Below are 21,143 nucleotides of genomic sequence, written 5' to 3'. Positions count from 1 at the left end.
ATCTATGTGTGTGTTAAATTTATTATTGTGCAGAGATAAAAACCAGTTTTTCAGTAATTTTAGTCATTGTTACCGGCAGGGTTTGCTCAATTGTCGCTAAGGCGATATTGGTATCTTTGGTATCAAAAACGCCGGTGACTGATAAGGCTTTTGTTTTACTATCCAGAATAATAATGCTGCCAGCGCGGTAATGACTTAGTTCAGCCACCACTTCAGCCAGTGGTTTATCCTGAAAAATAATACGCTGCTTACGCCAGGATTGCGTGCGCGCTAAATTGGCAGCACCCGGTTTGGAAAAAGAGGATTCAGTAAAGCCAAGTTGTTGTCCCTGTGGCAGATGACTCATAACCTCCCCTGTGTTTAGAGACACGCTGACCGCATGTTCAAAAACAGTCACAAGCACTCTTTCATCTCTATTTTTAATATCAAATTCCGTGCCTAATGCGCGCACTTGCCCTGCCGTTGTTTTGACCACAAAAGGGCGTGTATTATCTGCTGCGACAGCAAAATACGCTTCACCTTGATGCAAGTTAATATTTCGCTGCGCTTGAGTAAAATCAACCGAGAGAGTGGTATCACTATTGAGCATGATTTGCGAGCCATCACTTAAAACTAGCGTACGTAGCTCACCAGGAGCCGTATGATAATCGGCGAAATACTGTGGTATATGTGTGTAAAACACAGAAAACATCAGTAACATTGAAGCGGCCATACCCAGTAATGATCTGGAAAAATTGCGCCCTGTTAAAAAGGCCGTTTTTTTAATTTGTGTATGTATAGGCTGAATACTGGGTGTTTCGATGTTATCAATTGGCAAAGGAATTACATCAGCAAAGTCATCAATAAAGCTAATATCTACGTCGCTAAGACACTCTAGTTGCGACCAGAAAGTGTTGATTTCCTGCCATGCATATAGATGGGCTTCACTGTGATTAAGCCAGATATCAAATTTGCTTTGTTGTTCAGTCGTTAATTGATCTGAACTTAGCCTGGCTTGCCAAATAGCCGCCTGGTTAAGCACGTCGTCGTCGTGCATGGGTGGTTTCATATCATAAGTTTATTCTACTACCTAAATCCTGCAAGCCCATATTTTGACTCTCATTAACCTGTCTAGCTAAGTGGTTATTAGGTTTTTACTGCCGCTTTGCCAGCCCTCTTTGTCCAACCGATCAAAATATCCAGATTTAAATCATAAATAGAGGAAATTTTTTGTATCGTATGGATATCCCCCGAGCCCAAGGCAATAAACACCCTGCCAACGTGCCATGACCTTTTAATCAAAGTGACTTAACTTCGGTTAATGTTAAGCGAGTAACCCCACCTTAACCCAATCATCCCATTCCTGTGGATAGAGCGGATCTGCAGGTGTTCTGACTCTCAGCTGATTATTGCCTGTGAGTAATTTTCCAGCCACCCGAATCAGATAAGTACGAAGTGTATCCGGCTCCCATTGGCACAACGTTTTGTTGCCACTCAATTGAGCCATCCAGCGCACGGTATTGTAGGCAAGAACGGCGCAATGAAATAATGCGGCATTAGCCAGAAATTGATTCGTTCTGATTTTACCTAAACCCATTTGTGATTTTGCTTCTTCAATCCATGTTTCGCACGTCGCTCGTTCACCATACTTCTTATGTGTTTGCCAAGGCGATAGAGGTTCAGTTGTTACATAACAAAAATAGTCATATTCTGCCGTATCCCAAAGCTCGGACTGAGGTCCTGTCACTTGTTTAGGTTGCTTTATCCTGACCGCGACAAACTGACGAGAGCGAGACCAGCCACCACAACGATATTGAAACTCGCTCTGCTCCCAACCGGGTCGGCCTTGTATGGCTGTCCAGGCCTGTTTGGCCAGCAATGCGTTCAAATTCTTAAGTTTAACCTTTATTAGATACCCATGCCCTCTGGTATCGAGAAATTCAAGCAAATCACCGACAAAATAACCACTGTCACCGCGAAAAATAATGCGCATCCGATTGGGCAAGTGTGCAAGTAACTGTTTGGTAAATTCTACAACACCATTGCTTGTAAAGGCATTGCCTGTCCGGAACCAGGCTTGTAAAATTTCTTTTGTTTCCGCTAGAAAAGCGAGTTGTGGATGGTATGAACGGGCACCTTTCTTTTTGGGGTTGAAGCCTTTGGCACTTCCTTCTTGTCGACCACAAACGGTGTCCACAGTTGAATCGACATCGACCCACTGGACGGATTGTATGCCAGTTTTCGATTTTCCGGAACGAAGCAATCGCCGCCAGTGTTGACCACGCAAAGTATGCGTGAGCGTTTCAAACTGGCTTATCTGCCTATCACTTACTTCTTTAAAGATCCGTAAAATTGTGGTTTCAACAGGAATCTTTATCCAGCCAGCTACTTTGCGCAGTACGCTATCTGCCCATACGGTCGTCACCTTTGCCATTGATGTTGCTCCCCCCATCATGCCAACCAACGTCAATAGAACCACATCAGATAAGTGATGGTCTGCATTTTCACCCCGCCGATGTGGAACGCTTTGTTTTACGGTTTTTTCAAAACCTATCCTGTCTAAATATTTCACGACGGGAATCAGTCCCGCCTGGCTTGTCAATCCATGTGCTGTAGATGTCATTTTTACCGTTCGGGTACGGTTTCTTACGTGAGATGAGGATTTTGATACTTTAGAGGGCTTCATTAAAACAATGAGATAGTGAAATCAGGAAAATGATATTATATCATTGTTTAATAAGGAGTTTTGTGGATTATTATGTATAATGCTTGCAGGATTTAGGTACTATTTTAAATAAGACGTTACAGCAGCGACTAAGTATCTATTTAGGGTGTGTGATTTATTCAGGATCTAGCTCAGCCATACGTCGGCGACAATGTTGCATTGCTTTTACCATATGTTTTAAGACGGTACTTTCAGCGATATTCAGTTCCTGCATTATTATTGAGTAAGGGTAAGATCTAAATTTATGCAGGATAAACACTTGGCGGCATTTAGGGGGAAGTTCCGCAATGGCCTGTTTTAAAAAAACCAGCTGTTCCTGAGTATACACTTGATGGTCTGGTGCCGGGGATGGATCGGCCAGTGCAAAGAGTTCAGTTTCGTCAGCATGCCGGGCTTGACGTCTATTGTTGCTACGATGGTAAGGGAGATGGAAAGAAATAATCATCCAGAACAACCAGGAGAAATGGTCAAAAACCATTTCTCCAACGATGGCATTCGGTCAACAAACTGATAATACGTCTTCATTGCTTTTTTACCTACCTTTACTCCTGTTTCATATATTTTTTCTGTTAATTTAACAATAGGTGCTTTGCCATTGTAGGTCATACTTTTGGCAAATTTTAAAGTTGTTTCAACTGTATCCATTATGTCGCCACTAATATGATTTTCATAGGCTCCCCATACTCGTTCAATTGGGTTATATTTACTATGATAAGGAGGGTAGTAGGCCAGTTTTATCTTTATGTTGCTTTTTTCAGCAAACTCCACAAGCCTTTTTATAAACTGAGTTCTGGAGCTACTGTTCTCCATACCATTGTCAGCGTTAATTGTCAGAATATCTACTCCATATTTTTCTTGAATTTCTGGCCAAATTTCTTCCAATCGGTCAACGATGAAATCACTGCTGGCATAGCCTGCTGTAAAGAAAAGGAAAAAATCATCATGTTCAGGCAGATAAAAACCAAAAGGAGTTAACTTTTCCTTAACATCTAAATCATGATCCTCTGCTTTTGTTAAAACCCGATTTCGTCCTCCCCGTGAAAAATTTCCTATATTCATTCTTGCTTTGGCATCAATTGATATACGAATCTCTTTTGGGTTGATATCTGCCATTCCATTGACTGAATGAACTTGTTCAAAAATTGCATCCGTTTCCTTGATTTTCTTATGAGGCTTTGTTTTTTGTACCTTTTTTGGATGGTAACTCAGGTCATTTAATTTTGTATTGATAGTTTTTGAGCAAGGTAATGTTTTTTCATCGTAATAATCAATCTCCAGTAAACGTTTTCTAACTTCTTTAGCCGTTAGCCGGGTATATAATCGACAGGAATTAAAAGAGGGATCCGTTTGACACTCCGGTTCAGCAATTTTTTTTATGTCATCAAGTAGATGAGGAAAATGCTCTTCACTTTTATTACGCCCTCTCGCTGAAAAATTATCTTCTATGGGCTGAGTTTCAAGTTCATATTGTCCTTTTCGGATAGTGCCTCTATTCCATCCTAGTTTTTCTTCAGCAATACTTGCACCACCTGAGCCTAGTAGCTCCACCGTTTCAGCCATGAATATACGACGTACCGAGCCTTTTAAACGATGGGCTGTATTTATAATCCAACCTATAATGCTATCTGTTAATATCAACAAGCTTATCTGCCTAGTGTGAGAATAAATTCAGAATTCATTATTATAAATTATTGAGACACAAGCTTACTTCGTTTGGATGATTATTTCTTTCCATCTCCCTAATCAATGGCTAGATTATTGACAATTTTATATAAATAAGCGCGAGTATTTTTTATTTCCTTGTCAGGACTGGCATTGATTAAACGTAAATAGGCGTCTTGTAAAATATCTGAAGCTACGTCAGAGCAGTGATTTCGTTGTATAAGATAATGGGTTAATTCATCCTGATGTTGTTGAATTAATTTCGATGCTGTGACAGCTGATATTTTATACATACTAAAGTGAATTAAACCCCATATTTTCAAATGCACTGCCAGCCTAAGGCGAGGATTTATTAAATCCAACAGTTATAGGCTAGGCTAGGCTAGGCTAGGTACTTCAGCACATCCTGTCTAGTTTCGGGTATTTTTAAAATCTCGTTCCTAGGGGGAATGCTGTGTTATATAGACTGAAAATTGGTGTTAGGAATTATTTATCCGGGGGTAAAGAATATAAGCAATAATCTAACCATAATTGAATTATGCTATTTTTCAGTGTGTTATAGTAGGTGCATCGAATAGGGCATTAATTAAACTATGTTAAACAATTCGTTTTGACTGTTATAAAGCATTGATTTGACGCATAGGTATAATGCAGATAACAAATACTCATATCTGCTAAAAACAAGCTGGACAATAGAGAGGCTGAGTTGCTTGAGTGCCTCTGGGGTAGGTGAAAAAATGAAGAAGGCTTGTTTTTTAACATTGAGACCTTATATCTTGTAAATCAGTTTAATTGCCGGTAAGGTATCCATGCTTTGTTTGGATAGTTTTAAGCGACAGATAAAAATAACAACAAAATGGAGAGGCGTATGCCAAAAAGTCAAAATTTACAGGATACTTTTTTAAATGCGCTAAGAAAGGAGCATACGCCTGTATCTATTTTCTTAGTTAATGGCATTAAGCTGCAAGGCCGGGTTGATTCATTTGATCAATATGTCGTGATGCTGAAAAATACTATGGTGCAAATGGTCTATAAACATGCTATTTCGACTATAGTACCTGGCAAGCCGGTTACTATGATAAATAAAGATCTTGAGGTTGAATAATTTGAGAATTTGCTGGGGCAAGGAGAATATCCTTGTTTGATCGTCCTGAATCTGGGGAAAAAGCTGTTCTAGTACATATTAATCTTTACGCAGGCCAGGAAGATTTAAATGAATTAAAAGAATTGGCAAGTTCCGCAGGAGCGGAAGTTGTGCATGTGCTAACAGGCTCGCGTAAGTATCCGGATGCCAAATATTTTATAGGCTCGGGTAAGCTAGAAGAGCTTAAGGCAGCAATTGAGGAAAGCGAAGCTGATCTGGTGTTGTTTAACCATGTCTTAACGCCTAGTCAGGAGCGTAACTTAGAAGCTGCGCTAGAATTTAGAGTAGTAGACCGTAATGGTTTAATTCTGGATATTTTTGCCCTGCGCGCAAAATCCTATGATGGTAAATTACAGGTCGAACTGGCGCAATTAAATCACCTTTCTTCACGTCTAACCCGAGGATGGACGCATCTGGATAGACAAAAAGGGGGTATCGGTATGCGGGGTACCGGAGAGACCCAGTTAGAGGATGATAGACGTCAGGTAGGCGCGCGTATCAAGCTGGTACAAAGCCGCCTGGAAAAAGTAGTAAAACAGCGACATCAGGGGCGTGCCAGGCGTAAGCGCTCGGAGACTCCAGGCTTATCATTGGTGGGCTATACCAATGCGGGAAAATCGACCTTATTTAATACTCTGACAGGCGCAGATATTTATACGGCGGATCAGTTATTTGCAACGCTGGACCCGACACTAAGACGCTTTAAGTTACCCAATGCATCAGAAGTTGTTTTGGCTGATACGGTTGGCTTTATACGCCATTTGCCGCATGAATTAGTGGCGGCATTTAAATCGACGTTGCAGGAAGCAACAGAAGCGGATTTATTGTTACATGTTATTGATGCAAATGATGAGTATCGGGCGGAAACCATTGCTGAAGTCAATCGTGTATTGAAAGAAATTGGTGCAGATGTAAACCAGCAACTGGAAGTTTTTAATAAGATTGACCTATTGGATGATTTTGCACCACGTATAGATCGAAATGATCTTGGCTTGCCAGTACGTGTTTGGGTATCAGCACAGACGGGGGCGGGTATGGACTTGTTATTACAGGCGCTGGCAGAACTGTTTTCGGCAAGCAAAGTGACGCGTCTTTGTCATTTATTACCCAGCCAGGGCAATGTGCGTGCTAAATTATTCTCTGTCGCCAATATAATGCGCGAAGACTATACCGAGCAAGGAGGCTGGGACCTACTGGTAGAGATAGATCGGCAGCACATGGGCGTTTTGGATGAAGTAGATGTTGAAGAAATTGTTGAACAATGATTGTGTAATGATAAGTTTTTTAGGATAATTGCTGAGTAAAATAATAACAATTTGGCTGGCGATTTGATTAAATGTCATAAATTTTTTGCAGTATAAATGTGGAGTTAGAAGAATGTCTTGGAATGAACCGGGCGGCGATAAAAAGAAAGACCCTTGGAGTGGTCGCAGTGAGGAAAATAGTCCTCCCGATTTAGATGAAGCGATTCGATCGCTACAAGATAAATTAGGTGGCTTGTTTGGGGGTAATAAAGGGGGTGATGGCGGTGATGAAAACTCAGCTCCTTCACTCAAGGGTTTGGGCTTTTTAGCGCTAGGAGCTATCGCTCTCTGGGCTGCAAGCGGCTTCTATATTGTGGATGAAGGAAATCGTGGCGTTGAATTACGCTTTGGTAAATATATTGCAACCACACAGCCGGGTTTAAACTGGAAGCTCCCTGCGCCTATTGATAGTGTCGAGATTGTTAATATTTCCCAGGTACGATCTTTGGAAGTTGGTTATCGCTCTGGTGGGGGTCGTAAAGGCTCTGTCCCTCAGGAAGCGCTGATGTTGACTAAAGATGAAAATATAGTTGATGTGCGTCTTGCCGTGCAGTATCAGGTGAGTGATGCTAAAAAATATTTATTTAATATTCTTAATCAGACAGCCACGCTTAAACAAGTGACCGAAAGTGTGGAGCGTGGCGTTGTTGGTGGAAATACCATGGATTTTGCTTTAACGGAAGGTCGTAGTCAGATTGTTGCTGATATTAAAACCGAGATTCAGCAAGTCATGGATTCTTATGAGTCAGGTATTATCATTACCAGTGTCAACTTACAAGATGCGCAGCCGCCTGATCAAGTACAAAGCGCCTTTGAAGACGCGATTAAAGCGCGTGAAGATAAACAGCGCTTGATTAACGAAGCTGAAGCTTATGCCAATGACATCGTGCCGAAAGCGCGAGGTGCGGCAGCAAGGCTGACCCAGGAATCTGAAGGTTATAAATCACGTATTATTTCAGCAGCGGAAGGTGACGTGAGTCGTTTTACGCAAATTTTAAAGGAATATAAAAAAGCGCCTAAAGTCACTCGTCAGCGTATTTATCTAGATACCATGGAGTCTGTCATGAGTGGCACGGATACCGTGATGGTTGATGTACAAGGTGGCAATAGTCTTATGTATTTACCGTTAGATAAACTAGGCAATAAGTCAAGGGCAGCCAATAAACTAGTGAATAGCTATCAATCTGAGTCAAGAGTAACTGAGTCTTATAACCCTACTAATACGCCTCGACCTAGCAGTCGTGGTCGCATGCCAAGAGGTCGCTAAAAATGTCAGTAAATAAAGTTTTAGTCGGTCTAGGTATTATCTTTACCGTGGTAACAATGAGTGTTTTTACTGTTAGCGAAACAGAAAAAGCAATTAAATTTAAATTCGGGGAAATTGTTGAGTCAGATTATCAACCGGGCTTACATTTTAAAGTTCCGGTCATTAATAATGTCAAGAAATTTGACTCGCGTATTTTAACGCTTGATTCCACTCCTGAGCGTTTTTTAACCGCAGAAAAGAAAAACGTTATTGTTGATTCGTTTGTTAAATGGCGCATCGGTGATGTGACAACGTTCTATACCTCGGTTGCGGGAGATGTTTATCAGGCTAATGTACGTCTGGATCAGATCATTAAAGATGCATTTCGTAGTGAGTTTAGTAAACGTGATATTAAACAGCTTGTATCTACAGACCGTAGCGCAGTTCGTAAGGCATTGATTGCAAACACCACAGAAGTTGCTTCCAAACTGGGTATTGAGATTGTTGATGTACAGGTTAAGCGTATTGATTTACCTAAAGAGGTGAGTCAATCAGTGTATAGCCGTATGGAAGCAGAACGTGAACGGGTTGCACGTGAATTTAGATCACAGGGTTCAGAGGCAGCTGAGCGTGTACGTGCAGACGCGGATAAGCAAAAAGAAATTATCTTAGCGAATGCTTATAGAGATGCTGAAGTAACTAAAGGTCAGGGGGATGCAACAGCATCGGAAATTTATGCCCAGGCTTATGGTGAAGATATTGAGTTCTATGCTTTTTATCGCAGTATGGCGGCCTATAAAGAAACCTTTTCTAACTCATCAAATCTTATGGTGACAGAACCAGATTCTGATTTCTTTAAATATTTCAAACAAATGAAATAAGTAAAATTATTTCCTGGCTTGAACGAAAAAACGCTCCGCCTATGCGGAGCGTTTTTGTGTGAACTGGATAATTATCATGTTACAAAGAGATCCCTGGCTATTGCCAGATGGTGTAGAGGAAATTTTACCTGTAGATGCGCAACACCTGGAGATATTACGTCGTCAATTGCTTGATGTATTTGAATGTTGGGGCTATGAAAAAGTAGTTCCCCCGTTTATCGATTATTTAGATTCATTGCTTACGGGCTCCGCGCACGACTTAAATTTGCAGACCTTTAAGTTGACTGATCAACTGAGTGGCGAAATGTTAGGTATCCGCGCGGACATGACTCCGCAGGTGGCGCGCATAGATGCACATAGCCTGAGCCATCAGCAAGTATCGCGCTTATGCTACGAAGGAACTACGCTACATACGCGGGGGGATGCGCTAGGTAAAACTCGCATTCCCATGCAGATTGGTGCAGAATTATTTGGTCATGCCGGGATAGATAGCGATACTGAAGTGATTCGGCTTATGCTTGAAGTTTTGGCCATGGCAGGATTAAAAAATGTGCATCTTGATTTAGGCCATGTAGGTATATATCGCGGGCTTGTTACTCAGGCTAGTCTAACGCAGGAGCAGGAGTTGGCGCTGTTCGAAGTATTACAGCGCAAATCTAACTGTGAATTAGAAGTGCTCTTGGAAAACTATGCGATTGCCCCGGAGTTACAGACTATCTTTCTGGCACTGCCGAAATTAAATGGAGATAAGTCGGTATTGGCGCAAGCAAGAACGGTTTTTGCCAGTGCCGATGCGAGTGTGGGTGAAGCTTTAGCACAGCTAGAACAGCTGGCAGATATCTTACACAGCTATTATCCTGAATTAACTATCAGCTTTGATTTGGCTGAATTACGCGGTTATCACTATCACACCGGGATGGTGTTTTCCGCATTTGTTCCCGAAGTAGGCAAAGAAATTGCACGTGGCGGACGTTATGATAATATTGGTTTGGTGTTTGGCAATGCACGACCTGCTACCGGTTTTAGTGCGGATTTAAAAGTGCTGGCTGCGCTGACTAAAGGCACACAGGAGAGTGATGGTAGAGCTAGAGTTTTCGCACCTTTTGCTCCTGAAGATCGTGCGCTGGATGAAAAGGTTGGTGATCTTAGAGCCACAGGTTGTATCGTTATTAGGCAGCTGTCTGGTCAGCAGGATCATGCTGAGGACTTAGCTTGTAAGCAAAAATTAGAAAAAATAGATGAGAACTGGGTTCTTGTCCCGTTAAATTAATCTGGAATAGTTATGGGCAAAAATGTTGTAGTTATCGGCACGCAATGGGGCGATGAAGGCAAAGGTAAGTTAGTCGATTTGTTAACTGATCAGGCAAAGGCAGTGGTGCGTTTCCAAGGCGGACATAATGCCGGACATACGCTGGTGATTAAGGGCAAAACGACAGTTTTACATTTAGTGCCTTCAGGTGTATTGCGTGAAGACGTACAATGTTTAATTGGCAATGGCGTGGTGTTATCACCTGAAGCTTTGCTAAAAGAAATTAAGATACTGGAAAAAGCAGGTATTCCAGTACGTTCGCGCTTATTAATAAGTGAAGCTTGTGCGCTGATTTTACCGATTCATGTCGCTATTGATCAGGCGCGTGAAATAGCCAAAGGTGCAAAAGCCATTGGTACCACAGGACGTGGAATTGGACCGGCTTATGAAGATAAGATAGCGCGTCGCGGTGTGCGTGCGGGTGATTTGTTAAATCCTGAATTATTTACCGAAAAGCTACGCGAATTAACCGCCTTCCATAACTTTATGCTGACCGAATACTATAAAGTACCGGCAGTCGATTTTGATACTATGCTAGCTGAGACTCTGGAGTTAGCCGAGCATATCAAACCGATGTTAACAGATGTTGCCGAGCAGTTGCATGACTATCAAAAAGCAGGTTGTAATTTATTATTTGAAGGTGCACAAGGAGCGTTGCTAGATATTGACCATGGTACTTATCCTTATGTCACTTCATCGAATACGACAGCGGGAGGGGCAGCCACAGGTGCTGGAATTGGGCCTTTAGATATAGATTATGTTCTGGGTATTACCAAAGCCTATTCAACGCGGGTAGGAAATGGACCTTTTCCAACCGAATTAGATGATAAATATGGTCAGCATCTGGGTGAAAAAGGTCATGAATTTGGCGCAACCACCGGAAGAAAAAGACGTACCGGTTGGTTTGATGCCGTTTCCATGCGTAAATCAGCGCAGTTGAATTCACTAAGCGGTATGTGCCTTACTAAGCTAGATGTACTCGATGGCCTGGATAAAATTGGTATTTGTATCGCATACAACATAGCTGGTGAGGAAGTCAGCGTTGCGCCATTAGGCGCTGAGAAATATGCAGCCTGTGTACCGGTTTTCGAATATATGGAGGGTTGGTCAGAAATCACCAAAGGCGTGACTGAGCTAGATAAATTACCCGATAATGCGCGTGCTTATGTCAAGCGTCTGGAAGAGCTAGTGGGTGTTAAGATTTCTATCTTATCGACTGGTCCAGAGCGCAATGAAACGATCGTTTTAAGTAATCCTTTTGCTTAACAATTCCCTCGTTCTATAAAAGAGGGAGGGAAAGTTTTTCCTGATTGTCTATAACTCATAGCGACATTTTGGCATTCCTGCATGCTACCCAGTAAAGCGTGGGCACAAACTCGAGCAGGAATTGCAAAGATCAAGTACAAACTCCCAATAAAAATGCTTTGGGAGTGAAAGGTTTTTAACTTGCTGATACTAAAGGATTTAATGTGTTTTAGCCAAGATATATTCATAACCAGAAAGCCATGTGGCAATTTTTAGTAGCCCGTATGGAGCAGACGGAACACGGGATAATTATTGTAGTTATTTCCCTTATCGCGTAGATTTCATGCGGGCTTGTATCTCTCTATTGTGGGCAGAATGTTGTCGAGTACACTTGATAGTGAGTAAAGCCCGGAACTTTTTAAATACTGGTAAGGTTTGTTCTATTTTTTACAGGTCTGTTTGATCTTCCAATAAGCATCATGGCTGATACAGGAACTCGGAAATACAATAACATCGGCTTTGCTTAATGAGTATTGTAAATCTTGAGTGTTTTTTTCTATTCCGCCATCATGATGCATAAAGGTACCAGCGTGCTCTTCGACTAATTCGCGATAAAAGGGGGTTAGGTTGATCTTGTCCCCCTTTACATAAAGCACACTGCTGCTTGATGAGGTATTTGTATTTACCCCGTCCATATTGTTGTTACTAACACATTGTGCTATCAACATTTGAAGCGGGGTGAATTCCTCGTCTCGCAAATAACAACTCTGGTTCCCAAGCAGATTTTGGGAGCGCGAATTGTTACACTTCCCTTCTATCCTTATCATTTTAGCTAGCCTATTTATTATATAAGCTACTTTCTGCCAGAATTAGCCAAAGCGTACTCGAAGAATGAGTTTTTTAAAATTGCAAATGCTGTTCGAGAAACACATTAGCCCTATAGCGGGCGACGGCGTGGTTTTGTTAGGTGGCGTATTGCTGACGCTTTCATTCGCTCCCTTTAATAATCCGCTTCTGGCGATTATTGCGCTGATTATATTATTGTTAAACTGGCAGCATGTGAGCCTTGGAAAAGCAGTCTGGAGAGGATACCTTTTTGGTTTTGGGCAATTTGGTACAGGAATCTACTGGGTATATTTCGGTATTCATGACTGGGGAGGTATTAATGAAATTATTTCAATTGGGTTGAGCGCTCTTCTCGTTGCTTATTTAGCTTCCTATTCGGCTCTGCTCGGCTGGCTAATGGTGGGGTATTGCAATAAGCATAAAGTGATTCGCTTGCTATTCGTCTTTCCAGCTGCCTGGGGATTGCTAGAGTGGTTTCGCGGCTGGTTTTTAACAGGCTTTCCCTGGTTGCAGCTAGGTTATAGTCAGATCGATACACCCCTTTCTGGCTTAGCGCCTATTACTGGCATCTACGGGGTGAGCTGGTTGGTTGCTTTTTCCTCAGCTGCACTTGTTGCTATGTGTTATTTCAGGGATTGGCGACGGTGGGGGGTGTTATGCCTACTGCTGAGTCTTTGGGGAACTGCGCAATTGTTAAGATCTGTCTCATGGACACAACCTCTAGGGAAGCCTTTTCAGGCTACTCTAATACAGGGCAATATCCCATTACAGAGAAAATGGTTACCTGAGCAACGCGATGATACACTTCAAACCTATGCATCCATAACTCGACAACATTGGGATTCAAGTCTTATTGTCTGGCCTGAAACAGCCTTGCCTGTTATATATAACAGTCTAGATCCGTTATTTATAAATACAATTAATGCAGAAGCAATTGCCCATCGCAGTGATATTTTATTAGGCGTAATCGCTTCGGGTGAACGTGTGAGTGAGTTTTATAATGCTATGCAGCTATGGGGCGAAACTAAAGGAACTTATTATAAGCGTCATTTAGTGCCAATTGGCGAATACTTACCTTTTCAGCCTGTATCAAATGTCATGGCAGAATTAATAGGCTTTCCAGTTTCGAACTTTAAGAAAGGGGCAGACAGTCAAGATTTGTTATACGCAGCGGGTTATTACTTTGTTGCTTCTATATGTTATGAAAGCGTATTTGGTCAGGAGTTATTGATGGGATTACCAGAGGCTGCCTATTTGGTTAACATAACTGATGATGGCTGGTGGAGAAACTCGGTGCAGCCATATCAGCATTTACAAATGGCACGTTTTCGTGCCCTTGAAACAGGGCGATATATGCTCAGATCATCCGCGACAGGTATCACTGCATTCATTAATGAAAAGGGCAAGGTAGTCAGTAGTTTAGCTGCATTTAAACGAGCTGCACTTACAGACTCTGTTGTACCTATGATAGGGAATACACCTTATATGTGGTGGGGGGATGCATTAGCATTAGCTATCTTTATGTTAAGCATGGTGCTTGCATTTCTATTGGTGTATCGAGCTAGAAGTCATTGAGTGTCAAGATAAGGGGACTTCGTACAGCCACTGGTGTGAATCTTTAGCGGCCGATTTTAGCTGGTAGCTGTATTGCTGAAATAATTACATAGCTAGCTCTAGCTATACGCCTATTTCAACACTTTACTCGCGACAAAAATCAGTTGGTTATTGGGCTGCATTGGTTGCCTGTCGAAGTATAGAAATTTAAAGTTGATATAACCTTAAATACATTATAGAATATTTACAAAGATATTAATGTTGTTGAGAATGATTATCATTAGTGATATTATATGCGTTTATATAACTGCTTTAAGGACTTTAGCTTATGAAAATATTACCGACCATTAATCATTTAACTGCCGTGATTGTGCTGGCTCTTTCAACGTCTGGGCCTGCTTTGGCGCTAACGCAAGATTACCCCGTTGCCATGCTAGGCGCAGGTTCCGCGACTGCGTCTATTGCTGGGACAATCGGAGGTGTTCCAAATTCAGATGGCTTGTTTCAGGTTTCTGATAACCTGACCGTTTCTGCTTTAATTCCTGTGGCAGCAGAAGATGTTGGTTCCAGTGGTTCCTTTTATGCCGTTGTTATTAACCGTGGTCAGGCATTGATGAAAACGTCCTCAGGTGCTTGGCTGCCTTGGGATGGTAATATTGATAATCTTCAACCTGCGCGGGAAGATAGTGCTCTGGAAGCAGAAGAAATGCTGAATGTCTACCGTAGCCTTTCAGGGAGGTCTGGAAAATTTGATATTTTCGTTGGTTATAAGAATAGTGCGGGTACTCTGAGATATAACTCAATGCCTATTCATATTGATATTAAGGTTGATGAGGCAGATGTCTTGAAAGGCTATGTCAGGCTTGCACATGCTGGATATGAAGATGCATTGATTACTGCATTGCAATTAAAAGAGGCTGTTATAGCGTTCATCGATAATCCATCGCAAGCTACACAAGATACAGCTAAAGCAGCCTGGAAAGCAGCACGTATACCTTATTTACAAACAGAAACTTTCCGCTTTTCTAATCCTGTTGTCGATGAGTGGGAAGGTAAAGTTAATGCCTGGCCTCTGGATGAGGGGTTGATTGATTATGTCGATACAACTTTGTATGACAGTGAGTTAGGAAATGAATGGTCACAGGCGAATATCATCGCTAATAATGCCAATATCACTATCGGTGGTGAAACACTAGATGCTAGCAATATTACCCCAGAATTGCTTCAAGGCCTGCATGAAGTGGCGGGCTCAGAAGCGAATGTTGCTACCGGGTATCATGCGGTAGAATTTTTACTCTGGGGACAAGATTTAAATGGAACTGAAGAAGGGGCAGGTGAGCGTTCTTATACTGACTACCTGAGTGGAGGTGATTGTACTAATGACAACTGTGATAGACGTGCTCAATACTTAATGGCAGCCACAGTATTGTTAGTTGAGGATTTACAATTTATTGTTAATGAGTGGGATCTTCAAGGGGGTACAGGTGGACAGAATTATGCAACTGAATTTCTTGCCGGTGATGCTGAAGAAGGTTTGCGTAAAATGCTTTTCGGCATGGGGAGCTTGTCTTTTGGTGAATTAGCCGGTGAGCGTATGAAAGTAGCTCTGATTGCTAATTCTACAGAGGATGAGCATGATTGTTTTAGTGATAATACTCATTCCTCATATTTCTTTGACGCACTGGGTATCAAAAATGTCTACACAGGTACATACAATCGTATTGATGGCAGTAAAGTCGTCACCACAAGTCTTGCGGAATTGGTCGCTTATGAAAATGCGGATGTCAGTGATGAGCTTGTGCAAAGAATGAATGACTCTCAGGATGCGATACAAAAAATTGTCACCAAAGCTGAGTCTGGTGAGGCATTTGATCAACTGATTGCACCGGGAAATGAACTTGGTGCTGCGACTATTAATGCAGCCATTCAATCGTTGGGGCAGCAAACCATTCAGATTGAAGCCGTCGCTGAAGCATTAGGTATCACTAACCTTAATCCTGATGCCTCTGGGCATGAGCTGTAAGTCATAGTTGTAAAAGTATTTGATATCGATATAAATATTCTCCGTCGTTCTTTAAGACGGGGAATATGTTTTAGTTTGTAGCAAATAGATCATGCGTCATAAGTAGTGCGGTAGGTTTGCACCCTATTTATTGGGTGTTTTAAACATCTATTGCGACAGAGTGAATTATAGACAGAAACTTTACCAAAAAATATGAAATTTCGTGTTAAGTTTCCACCTTTCATTTTTGCCTAAAAGTACTTAACATTTTAATAGTAAGATTCACCCCAGCGCAGGATTAATAACTTTAGCTTTTTCCGCACACAGCAATAGCTAAAGCTATTGCACTCCTGACATAATGAAAAATGAAAGATGGTGTAACGTTTTTTTGTCTAATCGCCAATTTACAAAGTCAAATATGTTAAACATAAATAAAATATCCTTGGCTATAATTGTAGTCTTATATGCCACTCATAGTATGGCTGCAACCCATACGCGTGACACCATTTTCTTAAATGGCGAAAAAGCAGGTGCACAGGTTGAATTTAACATTCAGGTGCCTTCTGAAGCCAATATTTCAGAAGCCGATATGTTATCTGTTTCTGCGACCTTTGCTAGTCCGAAGAACAGCATCGGTGGTTCGGGTCAGCTGTATCTGGTAGCTATTCAAGCGGGTGTCGCTTGGGTGAAAACTGCGGAATCAACCTGGGTACCTTGGGATCGTAGCATAGCTTCACTTATCCCCTTGCAAATATACAATGATAACCTGCCTGCGAATATTCAGCTTTCCATCGTGGAGAACTTACATGATTTACCGGGTGACATTACCCTGTATATCGGCTTTGAAGGTGAGACAGGGCAATTCCTTTTTACCTCGCCAGCAGTACAGTTTTCGATTAAGCAGAACTTTAGCGAGGCCGAACAAAATGAGCATCTTTTAGGTGGAAGTGCGACCAGTTTTACTTTCAATGCAGATGCTTTTTCTCGTCCTTCGGCTAGTCTGGGTGTGGTTAGACGCCTGGATTTTTCCGTAGGTAATTCATTTTTTCGTAACCCCTGGGTGCCTGCGCCCACAGTAACGACTGCTCGTGATGGCCTAGGGCCGTTGTTTAATACCAATGCCTGTCAAAATTGCCATATTAAAGATGGGCGAGGGCACCCCCCCGAGAACGATCAGGATAGTGCAATCTCAATGTTGATGAGGTTGAGTGTTCCTGCAGAAACAGAGCAAGAACAGTTATTACAGCAACAACACGGGCCACTTCCAGAGCCAAATTACGGTGGCCAGCTACAGGATTTTTCCAGTCCTAATATTGATCCTGAAGGACAGGTAAAAGTAAGCTATACGGGTATTAGCGAAAGATTCACGGATGGTTATAAAGTCGAGTTACGGCAGCCTACCTTCCATATTGAACAACTCAAGTACGGTCCATTTGCGAATCATGTAATGACTTCACCGCGAGTGGCTCCACCGATGATTGGTCTTGGCTTGATTGATACCATTCCACAAAGTACTATCCTGGCACGAGAAGACCCTATAGATCTAGATAATGATGGTATCAGTGGTCGTGTTAACTGGGTGTGGGATGTTGAAAAACAAGGTCAAGCACTAGGGCGTTACGGTTGGAAACTAGGGCAACCGACAGTCAGACAGCAATCTGCAGGTGCATTTAATGGAGATATGGGCTTAACCAGCTCAATTTTTCCAGCTGACGAGTGTACAGCCGAGCAGGTCGATTGTTTGTTAGAACCCAATGGGGGCGACCCTGAAGTAAGTGATGAGATACTTGATTTTGTGGTGTTTTATTCTAGCAATCTCGCTGTACCTGCCAGGCGGAATGTTAATGATCCCGTTGTTCTACAAGGTAAAAAATTATTTAATGAAGCCTTATGTGCAGCTTGTCACATCCCTACTTTAAGAACGGGTGATTCACAAGTTTTCCCTGAGTTAGCAAATCAAACTATTCACCCTTTTACTGACTTATTGCTGCATGATATGGGCGAAGGTTTAGCTGATAACAGACCTGAGTTTCTAGCAAATGGTCGTGAATGGCGAACAACTCCATTATGGGGAATTGGTATGACTGAAACAGTTAACGGACATACGAATTTTTTACATGATGGGCGTGCACGTAATCTGATGGAAGCTATATTGTGGCATAACGGTGAAGCTGAGACGTCAAAACAAAGGGTTCTGTCTTTCGATGCAGAACAAAGAAACGCCTTAATTAAATTTCTTGAATCTTTATAATGACTTATATTATTTTTAATACTGGAAAATAACAATGGATATACCTTTTATAGCGCAAGGATTACTGATTAACGATACGACGCATAATAAAGTTTCTCAAAGTAAATTAAACTCTACTGAATATGGATTGGATCACCAGCGGAGTATTTGCTTCATGACAGGCTTAGTCATGATGCTAGTACTCTTCCTATGTTTAGGTTCTACGGCTTTTGCTGCTGGCAGTATGCAGGGAGCTTTTATTAATGTGGGTGATAAGCAAGCGGCAAATCGTGCGTTTGTAAAAGATGTCAGTGAACGAGTGTTACTTCCCTCTTTTGAAGCTTTTTCAATGCAAAGCAGGCATTTATCTCAAACAGCCAATACCTTTTGTAACGCGGGGCGTACTACTGAGCAATTTGCACAGCTTAAAAACTCCTGGCGTACCACGCAGCAAGCATGGGCACAGACCTTGCCTTTTCGCTTCGGCCCAGTATTAGAGAACTTCCTTGACCTCAAAATCCAATTTTGGTCAGATGATAAAAACCTGGTCAGAAGCCAAGCGCAGAGATTTTTGCGTGCCAATTCATCGCCTACCGCTGAGCAACTTGCTAAAGCGGCATCACCAGCACAAGGGCTACCGGCAATAGAATATCTTTTATTTGACTCTGAAGAAGGAGGGTTTGCTACTTTTACAGATGGCGGCAGTGCTAATCAGCGTTGTGATTACCTAAAAGCAGCAGCGCAGAACGTTAGTAATAAGTCACGAGACTTGCTTAACGCTTGGGGGAATTCTAGTCGTGGCTACCTTGCAGAGTTTACCTATTCGAGTAACCCGGAGGTTATTAATGAATCTTTTGCGGTTATATTGCGTGAAGCATTAGTCGCAGTAGAAGTTGTCAAAAATCTTAAAGTAGCAAAGCCTTCGGGTTTGCACTTGCCAAATGCAAAAGTAAATGCTTTTTTTCTGGAATCATGGCGTAGTCAACGATCTCAGGAAAATATGATCAGTAGCTTAATTACTTTTCAGCAAATTTATTATGGTGGTAGTCATTTTGGTTTAGATGATTTATTAATCAGTAATTATAATGAGCCAGACGTAGAGTTTAGGTTGCGCACTCAAATATCCAAGTGTCTTGAACTTGCATCCGCACTTCCAAAACCGTTATTTAGCGAAATAAAGAAGTCAAAGACGCAGGGTCAGATGGAGGAATTACATAGAGAATTAATTAAATTAATTGCTATGATTAAACAAAGTCTGTCCCAGACTTTGGGAATTACCATTGGTTTTAGTAGTAATGATGGTGATTAATCAACCTGCAGCCCCTGAAAAAAAGCCCGATTTTTATCGCCGCCGCATGCTTGCTGCGACGGCAATTGGTTGTTTATTGCCCTTTATTCCTGGGTGTGGTCAACAAATAAGGTATAAGCCAGAGCAAAAATTACGCTTCCTCTCTGCAAGTACACGCGAAGAGCATTTTTATTCAGTCAGTAGTTTTGATAGTAGTGGGAAGGTTGCTTTTTCGATACCTACAGGCATGCGCCTTCACAGTGGTGTATTTCATCCGCTTGATAGTCATATTGTTGTTATCTTTGCGCGACGACCAGGAACACAGTTACTAATTGTGGATGCTAACAAGGGGCAGGTACTTAGCACAATAGAGTGTCCAAAAGATCGACACTTTTATGGACATGGCTGTTTTTCCGGAGATGGAAGTTATTTATATACTGCTGAAAATGACTACGAAAAAGGTGTAGGTACTATCGGCATATGGGATGGTAAAGATTATTCCAGACTAGGTGAAATGAACAGTTACGGCATCGGTCCACATGATGTGCATTTATTATCGGATAGTAAGACGCTGGTGGTTGCTAATGGAGGTATTCGAACTCATCCGGATTATCAACGACGAAAGTTAAATCTGGACAGTATGCAGCCTGCGCTGGTGTATATTGATGCGGAAAACGGGACATTAATCCAGAGTATCGCAATACAAAACCGGTCATTAAGTACACGCCACTTGGCACTTACTGGCGATGATAAAGTGCTTATCGCTATGCAGTATGAAGGCCCGAAAGAGGATGTCGTACCATTAGTGGGTATCCAGAATGGTAACTCAGCGATTCAAATGTTTCAAGGGCCTGAAGATGAATTGCGCCGTATGCGGCACTATACGGCAAGCATATGTTTTCATCCTCAGAGTGGAGTTATTGGTGTAACCTGTCCGCGTGGAAATATCGTGACTTTTTGGCAGGTAAATACCCTGACATGGGTGAAAACTCTTGAAATTGCCGATGCAGGAGGAATTGCTATGAATCAGGAAAATAGTCATTTTGTGATAACAACGGGCAGTGGAAGGGTCTTTCTAGTCAATCCTGTGAACTTTGAGCAACGCTTACTTTATGTTGATAAAACTTTAGGCTGGGACAACCATCTGATTTGTTCAGCTTAATAGGAAATATATGTATCAGATAGTAGCTACTTTTTTAGAATAACTTAGCTGTTATATATAGTACCCCAACAGAAACAGAGAACTTTTTGTGGTATTAAATTTGGATAATACCCTCTTAAATTTTTTAATGGAGATATTTATGAAATACTTTTGTGCAGCCATTTTTTTTACACTGGTTTCGTTTGAAACTTATGCAGGTGATTTTGATGGTGTCTGGGCCACTGATTCGAGGCCAGGTGAATATTTTATGGTGCGTAGCGTCGGAGGGAGTGTTGTAGTCGTGCGCCTAGGTGATAATTATGAGATTTTTTTGGGCAACCTGAATGAAGTAGATGCACATATTGAAACATTCAAAGGGGAAGCTTCATTTGCCGCTGATATTAATTTTGTATCTAATAATGAAGCAACATTGAGTGTGTTGAGTTGCGCGCCTATTGAAGTTTGTGATTTTCAACCGGGCAGTGTGCTTGCCTTCAAAAAGTTCTTCTAGTGCACTGACGTTAAGTGCTAGATAAATAGTTGCTGCTTAGAGGTCTCTTCAGACATGCGGTAAAGCGACCCCAGCA

18 protein-coding genes are annotated in these 21,143 nt (G+C 41.8%); 12 read left to right on the top strand and 6 right to left on the bottom strand.

Annotation, left to right across the window (positions count from 1 at the left end; all coding sequences use genetic code 11):
* Window positions 1-22: 22 nt before the first annotated feature.
* The 5 genes from ACQY3F_RS11370 to ACQY3F_RS11350 all read right to left on the bottom strand — a co-directional run bounded on the left by ACQY3F_RS11370 (window position 23) and on the right by ACQY3F_RS11350 (window position 4,728).
* The gene (locus ACQY3F_RS11370) at window positions 23-1,048 is read right to left on the bottom strand and encodes a FecR family protein (RefSeq protein WP_428354947.1); all 1,026 of its coding nucleotides are present in this window, start codon (window positions 1,046-1,048) and stop codon (window positions 23-25) included.
* Window positions 1,049-1,303: 255 nt separating this feature from the next.
* A complete protein-coding gene (locus ACQY3F_RS11365; protein WP_428352972.1) occupies window positions 1,304-2,665 on the bottom strand; it encodes an IS1380 family transposase in 1,362 nt (453 codons plus the stop codon).
* Between the two features lie 154 nt (window positions 2,666-2,819).
* Window positions 2,820-3,149, bottom strand: a complete 330-nt coding sequence (locus ACQY3F_RS11360) for an RNA polymerase sigma factor (RefSeq protein WP_428354946.1) — start codon at window positions 3,147-3,149, stop codon at window positions 2,820-2,822.
* A complete protein-coding gene (locus ACQY3F_RS11355; protein ID WP_428352931.1) occupies window positions 3,146-4,342 on the bottom strand; it encodes an ISAzo13 family transposase in 1,197 nt (398 codons plus the stop codon). Before ACQY3F_RS11355 ends, ACQY3F_RS11360 begins: the two co-directional genes overlap by 4 nt.
* A 101-nt stretch (window positions 4,343-4,443) precedes the next feature.
* Window positions 4,444-4,728, bottom strand: coding sequence for an RNA polymerase sigma factor (locus ACQY3F_RS11350; RefSeq protein ID WP_428354945.1), 285 nt, complete (start codon window positions 4,726-4,728; stop codon window positions 4,444-4,446).
* 506 nt (window positions 4,729-5,234) lie between these two features.
* On the opposite strand from ACQY3F_RS11350, the gene hfq reads away from it, so the two are divergent.
* From hfq to ACQY3F_RS11320, 6 genes are all read left to right on the top strand, one after another.
* Complete coding sequence (gene hfq, locus ACQY3F_RS11345; protein WP_428354944.1) at window positions 5,235-5,471, top strand: RNA chaperone Hfq; 237 nt, start codon at window positions 5,235-5,237, stop codon at window positions 5,469-5,471.
* Between the two features lie 32 nt (window positions 5,472-5,503).
* Window positions 5,504-6,775, top strand: a complete 1,272-nt coding sequence (gene hflX, locus ACQY3F_RS11340) for a ribosome rescue GTPase HflX (RefSeq protein ID WP_428354943.1) — start codon at window positions 5,504-5,506, stop codon at window positions 6,773-6,775.
* 112 nt (window positions 6,776-6,887) lie between these two features.
* Window positions 6,888-8,081: an FtsH protease activity modulator HflK gene (hflK, locus tag ACQY3F_RS11335; protein WP_428354941.1), complete on the top strand. Its 1,194-nt coding sequence runs from the start codon at window positions 6,888-6,890 to the stop codon at window positions 8,079-8,081.
* Window positions 8,082-8,083: 2 nt separating this feature from the next.
* Window positions 8,084-8,941: a protease modulator HflC gene (hflC, locus tag ACQY3F_RS11330; protein WP_428354940.1), complete on the top strand. Its 858-nt coding sequence runs from the start codon at window positions 8,084-8,086 to the stop codon at window positions 8,939-8,941.
* 76 nt (window positions 8,942-9,017) lie between these two features.
* Window positions 9,018-10,211, top strand: coding sequence for an ATP phosphoribosyltransferase regulatory subunit (locus tag ACQY3F_RS11325; RefSeq protein ID WP_428354938.1), 1,194 nt, complete (start codon window positions 9,018-9,020; stop codon window positions 10,209-10,211).
* A 12-nt stretch (window positions 10,212-10,223) separates the two neighbouring features.
* On the top strand, window positions 10,224-11,516 hold the full coding sequence (locus ACQY3F_RS11320; protein ID WP_428354937.1) for an adenylosuccinate synthase: 1,293 nt from the start codon (window positions 10,224-10,226) through the stop codon (window positions 11,514-11,516).
* Window positions 11,517-11,935: 419 nt separating this feature from the next.
* Here the strand turns inward: ACQY3F_RS11320 and ACQY3F_RS11315 are convergent, their stop codons facing one another.
* A complete protein-coding gene (locus ACQY3F_RS11315; RefSeq protein ID WP_428354936.1) occupies window positions 11,936-12,223 on the bottom strand; it encodes a DUF2325 domain-containing protein in 288 nt (95 codons plus the stop codon).
* A gap of 163 nt (window positions 12,224-12,386) precedes the next feature.
* Here ACQY3F_RS11315 and lnt point away from each other — a divergent pair, with 163 nt between their 5' ends.
* The 6 genes from lnt (at window position 12,387) to ACQY3F_RS11285 (ending at window position 21,067) form a co-directional block, all read left to right on the top strand.
* Window positions 12,387-13,916 (top strand): apolipoprotein N-acyltransferase, encoded by a 1,530-nt coding sequence (lnt, locus tag ACQY3F_RS11310; protein ID WP_428354935.1) that lies wholly within the window; start codon window positions 12,387-12,389, stop codon window positions 13,914-13,916.
* A gap of 307 nt (window positions 13,917-14,223) precedes the next feature.
* Window positions 14,224-15,918 carry an imelysin family protein gene (locus ACQY3F_RS11305; RefSeq protein ID WP_428354934.1) on the top strand — a complete coding sequence of 565 codons (1,695 nt, stop codon included), beginning with the start codon at window positions 14,224-14,226 and terminating at the stop codon, window positions 15,916-15,918.
* Between the two features lie 421 nt (window positions 15,919-16,339).
* Window positions 16,340-18,148 (top strand): di-heme oxidoredictase family protein, encoded by a 1,809-nt coding sequence (locus tag ACQY3F_RS11300; protein ID WP_428354933.1) that lies wholly within the window; start codon window positions 16,340-16,342, stop codon window positions 18,146-18,148.
* A gap of 34 nt (window positions 18,149-18,182) precedes the next feature.
* Window positions 18,183-19,436, top strand: coding sequence for an imelysin family protein (locus tag ACQY3F_RS11295; RefSeq protein WP_428354932.1), 1,254 nt, complete (start codon window positions 18,183-18,185; stop codon window positions 19,434-19,436).
* Window positions 19,408-20,577 carry a DUF1513 domain-containing protein gene (locus ACQY3F_RS11290; RefSeq protein WP_428354931.1) on the top strand — a complete coding sequence of 390 codons (1,170 nt, stop codon included), beginning with the start codon at window positions 19,408-19,410 and terminating at the stop codon, window positions 20,575-20,577. Before ACQY3F_RS11295 ends, ACQY3F_RS11290 begins: the two co-directional genes overlap by 29 nt.
* A gap of 88 nt (window positions 20,578-20,665) precedes the next feature.
* Entirely contained in the window at window positions 20,666-21,067 is a 402-nt protein-coding gene (locus ACQY3F_RS11285; RefSeq protein WP_428354930.1) for a hypothetical protein, read from the top strand.
* Window positions 21,068-21,143: the final 76 nt, after the last annotated feature.

Source organism: Methyloprofundus sp. (assembly GCF_965251085.1).
Classification (GTDB): Bacteria; Pseudomonadota; Gammaproteobacteria; order Methylococcales; family Methylomonadaceae; genus Methyloprofundus.
The sequence above is the reverse complement of the archived record's forward strand: the minus strand, read 5'-3'. Positions and strand labels throughout refer to the sequence as shown.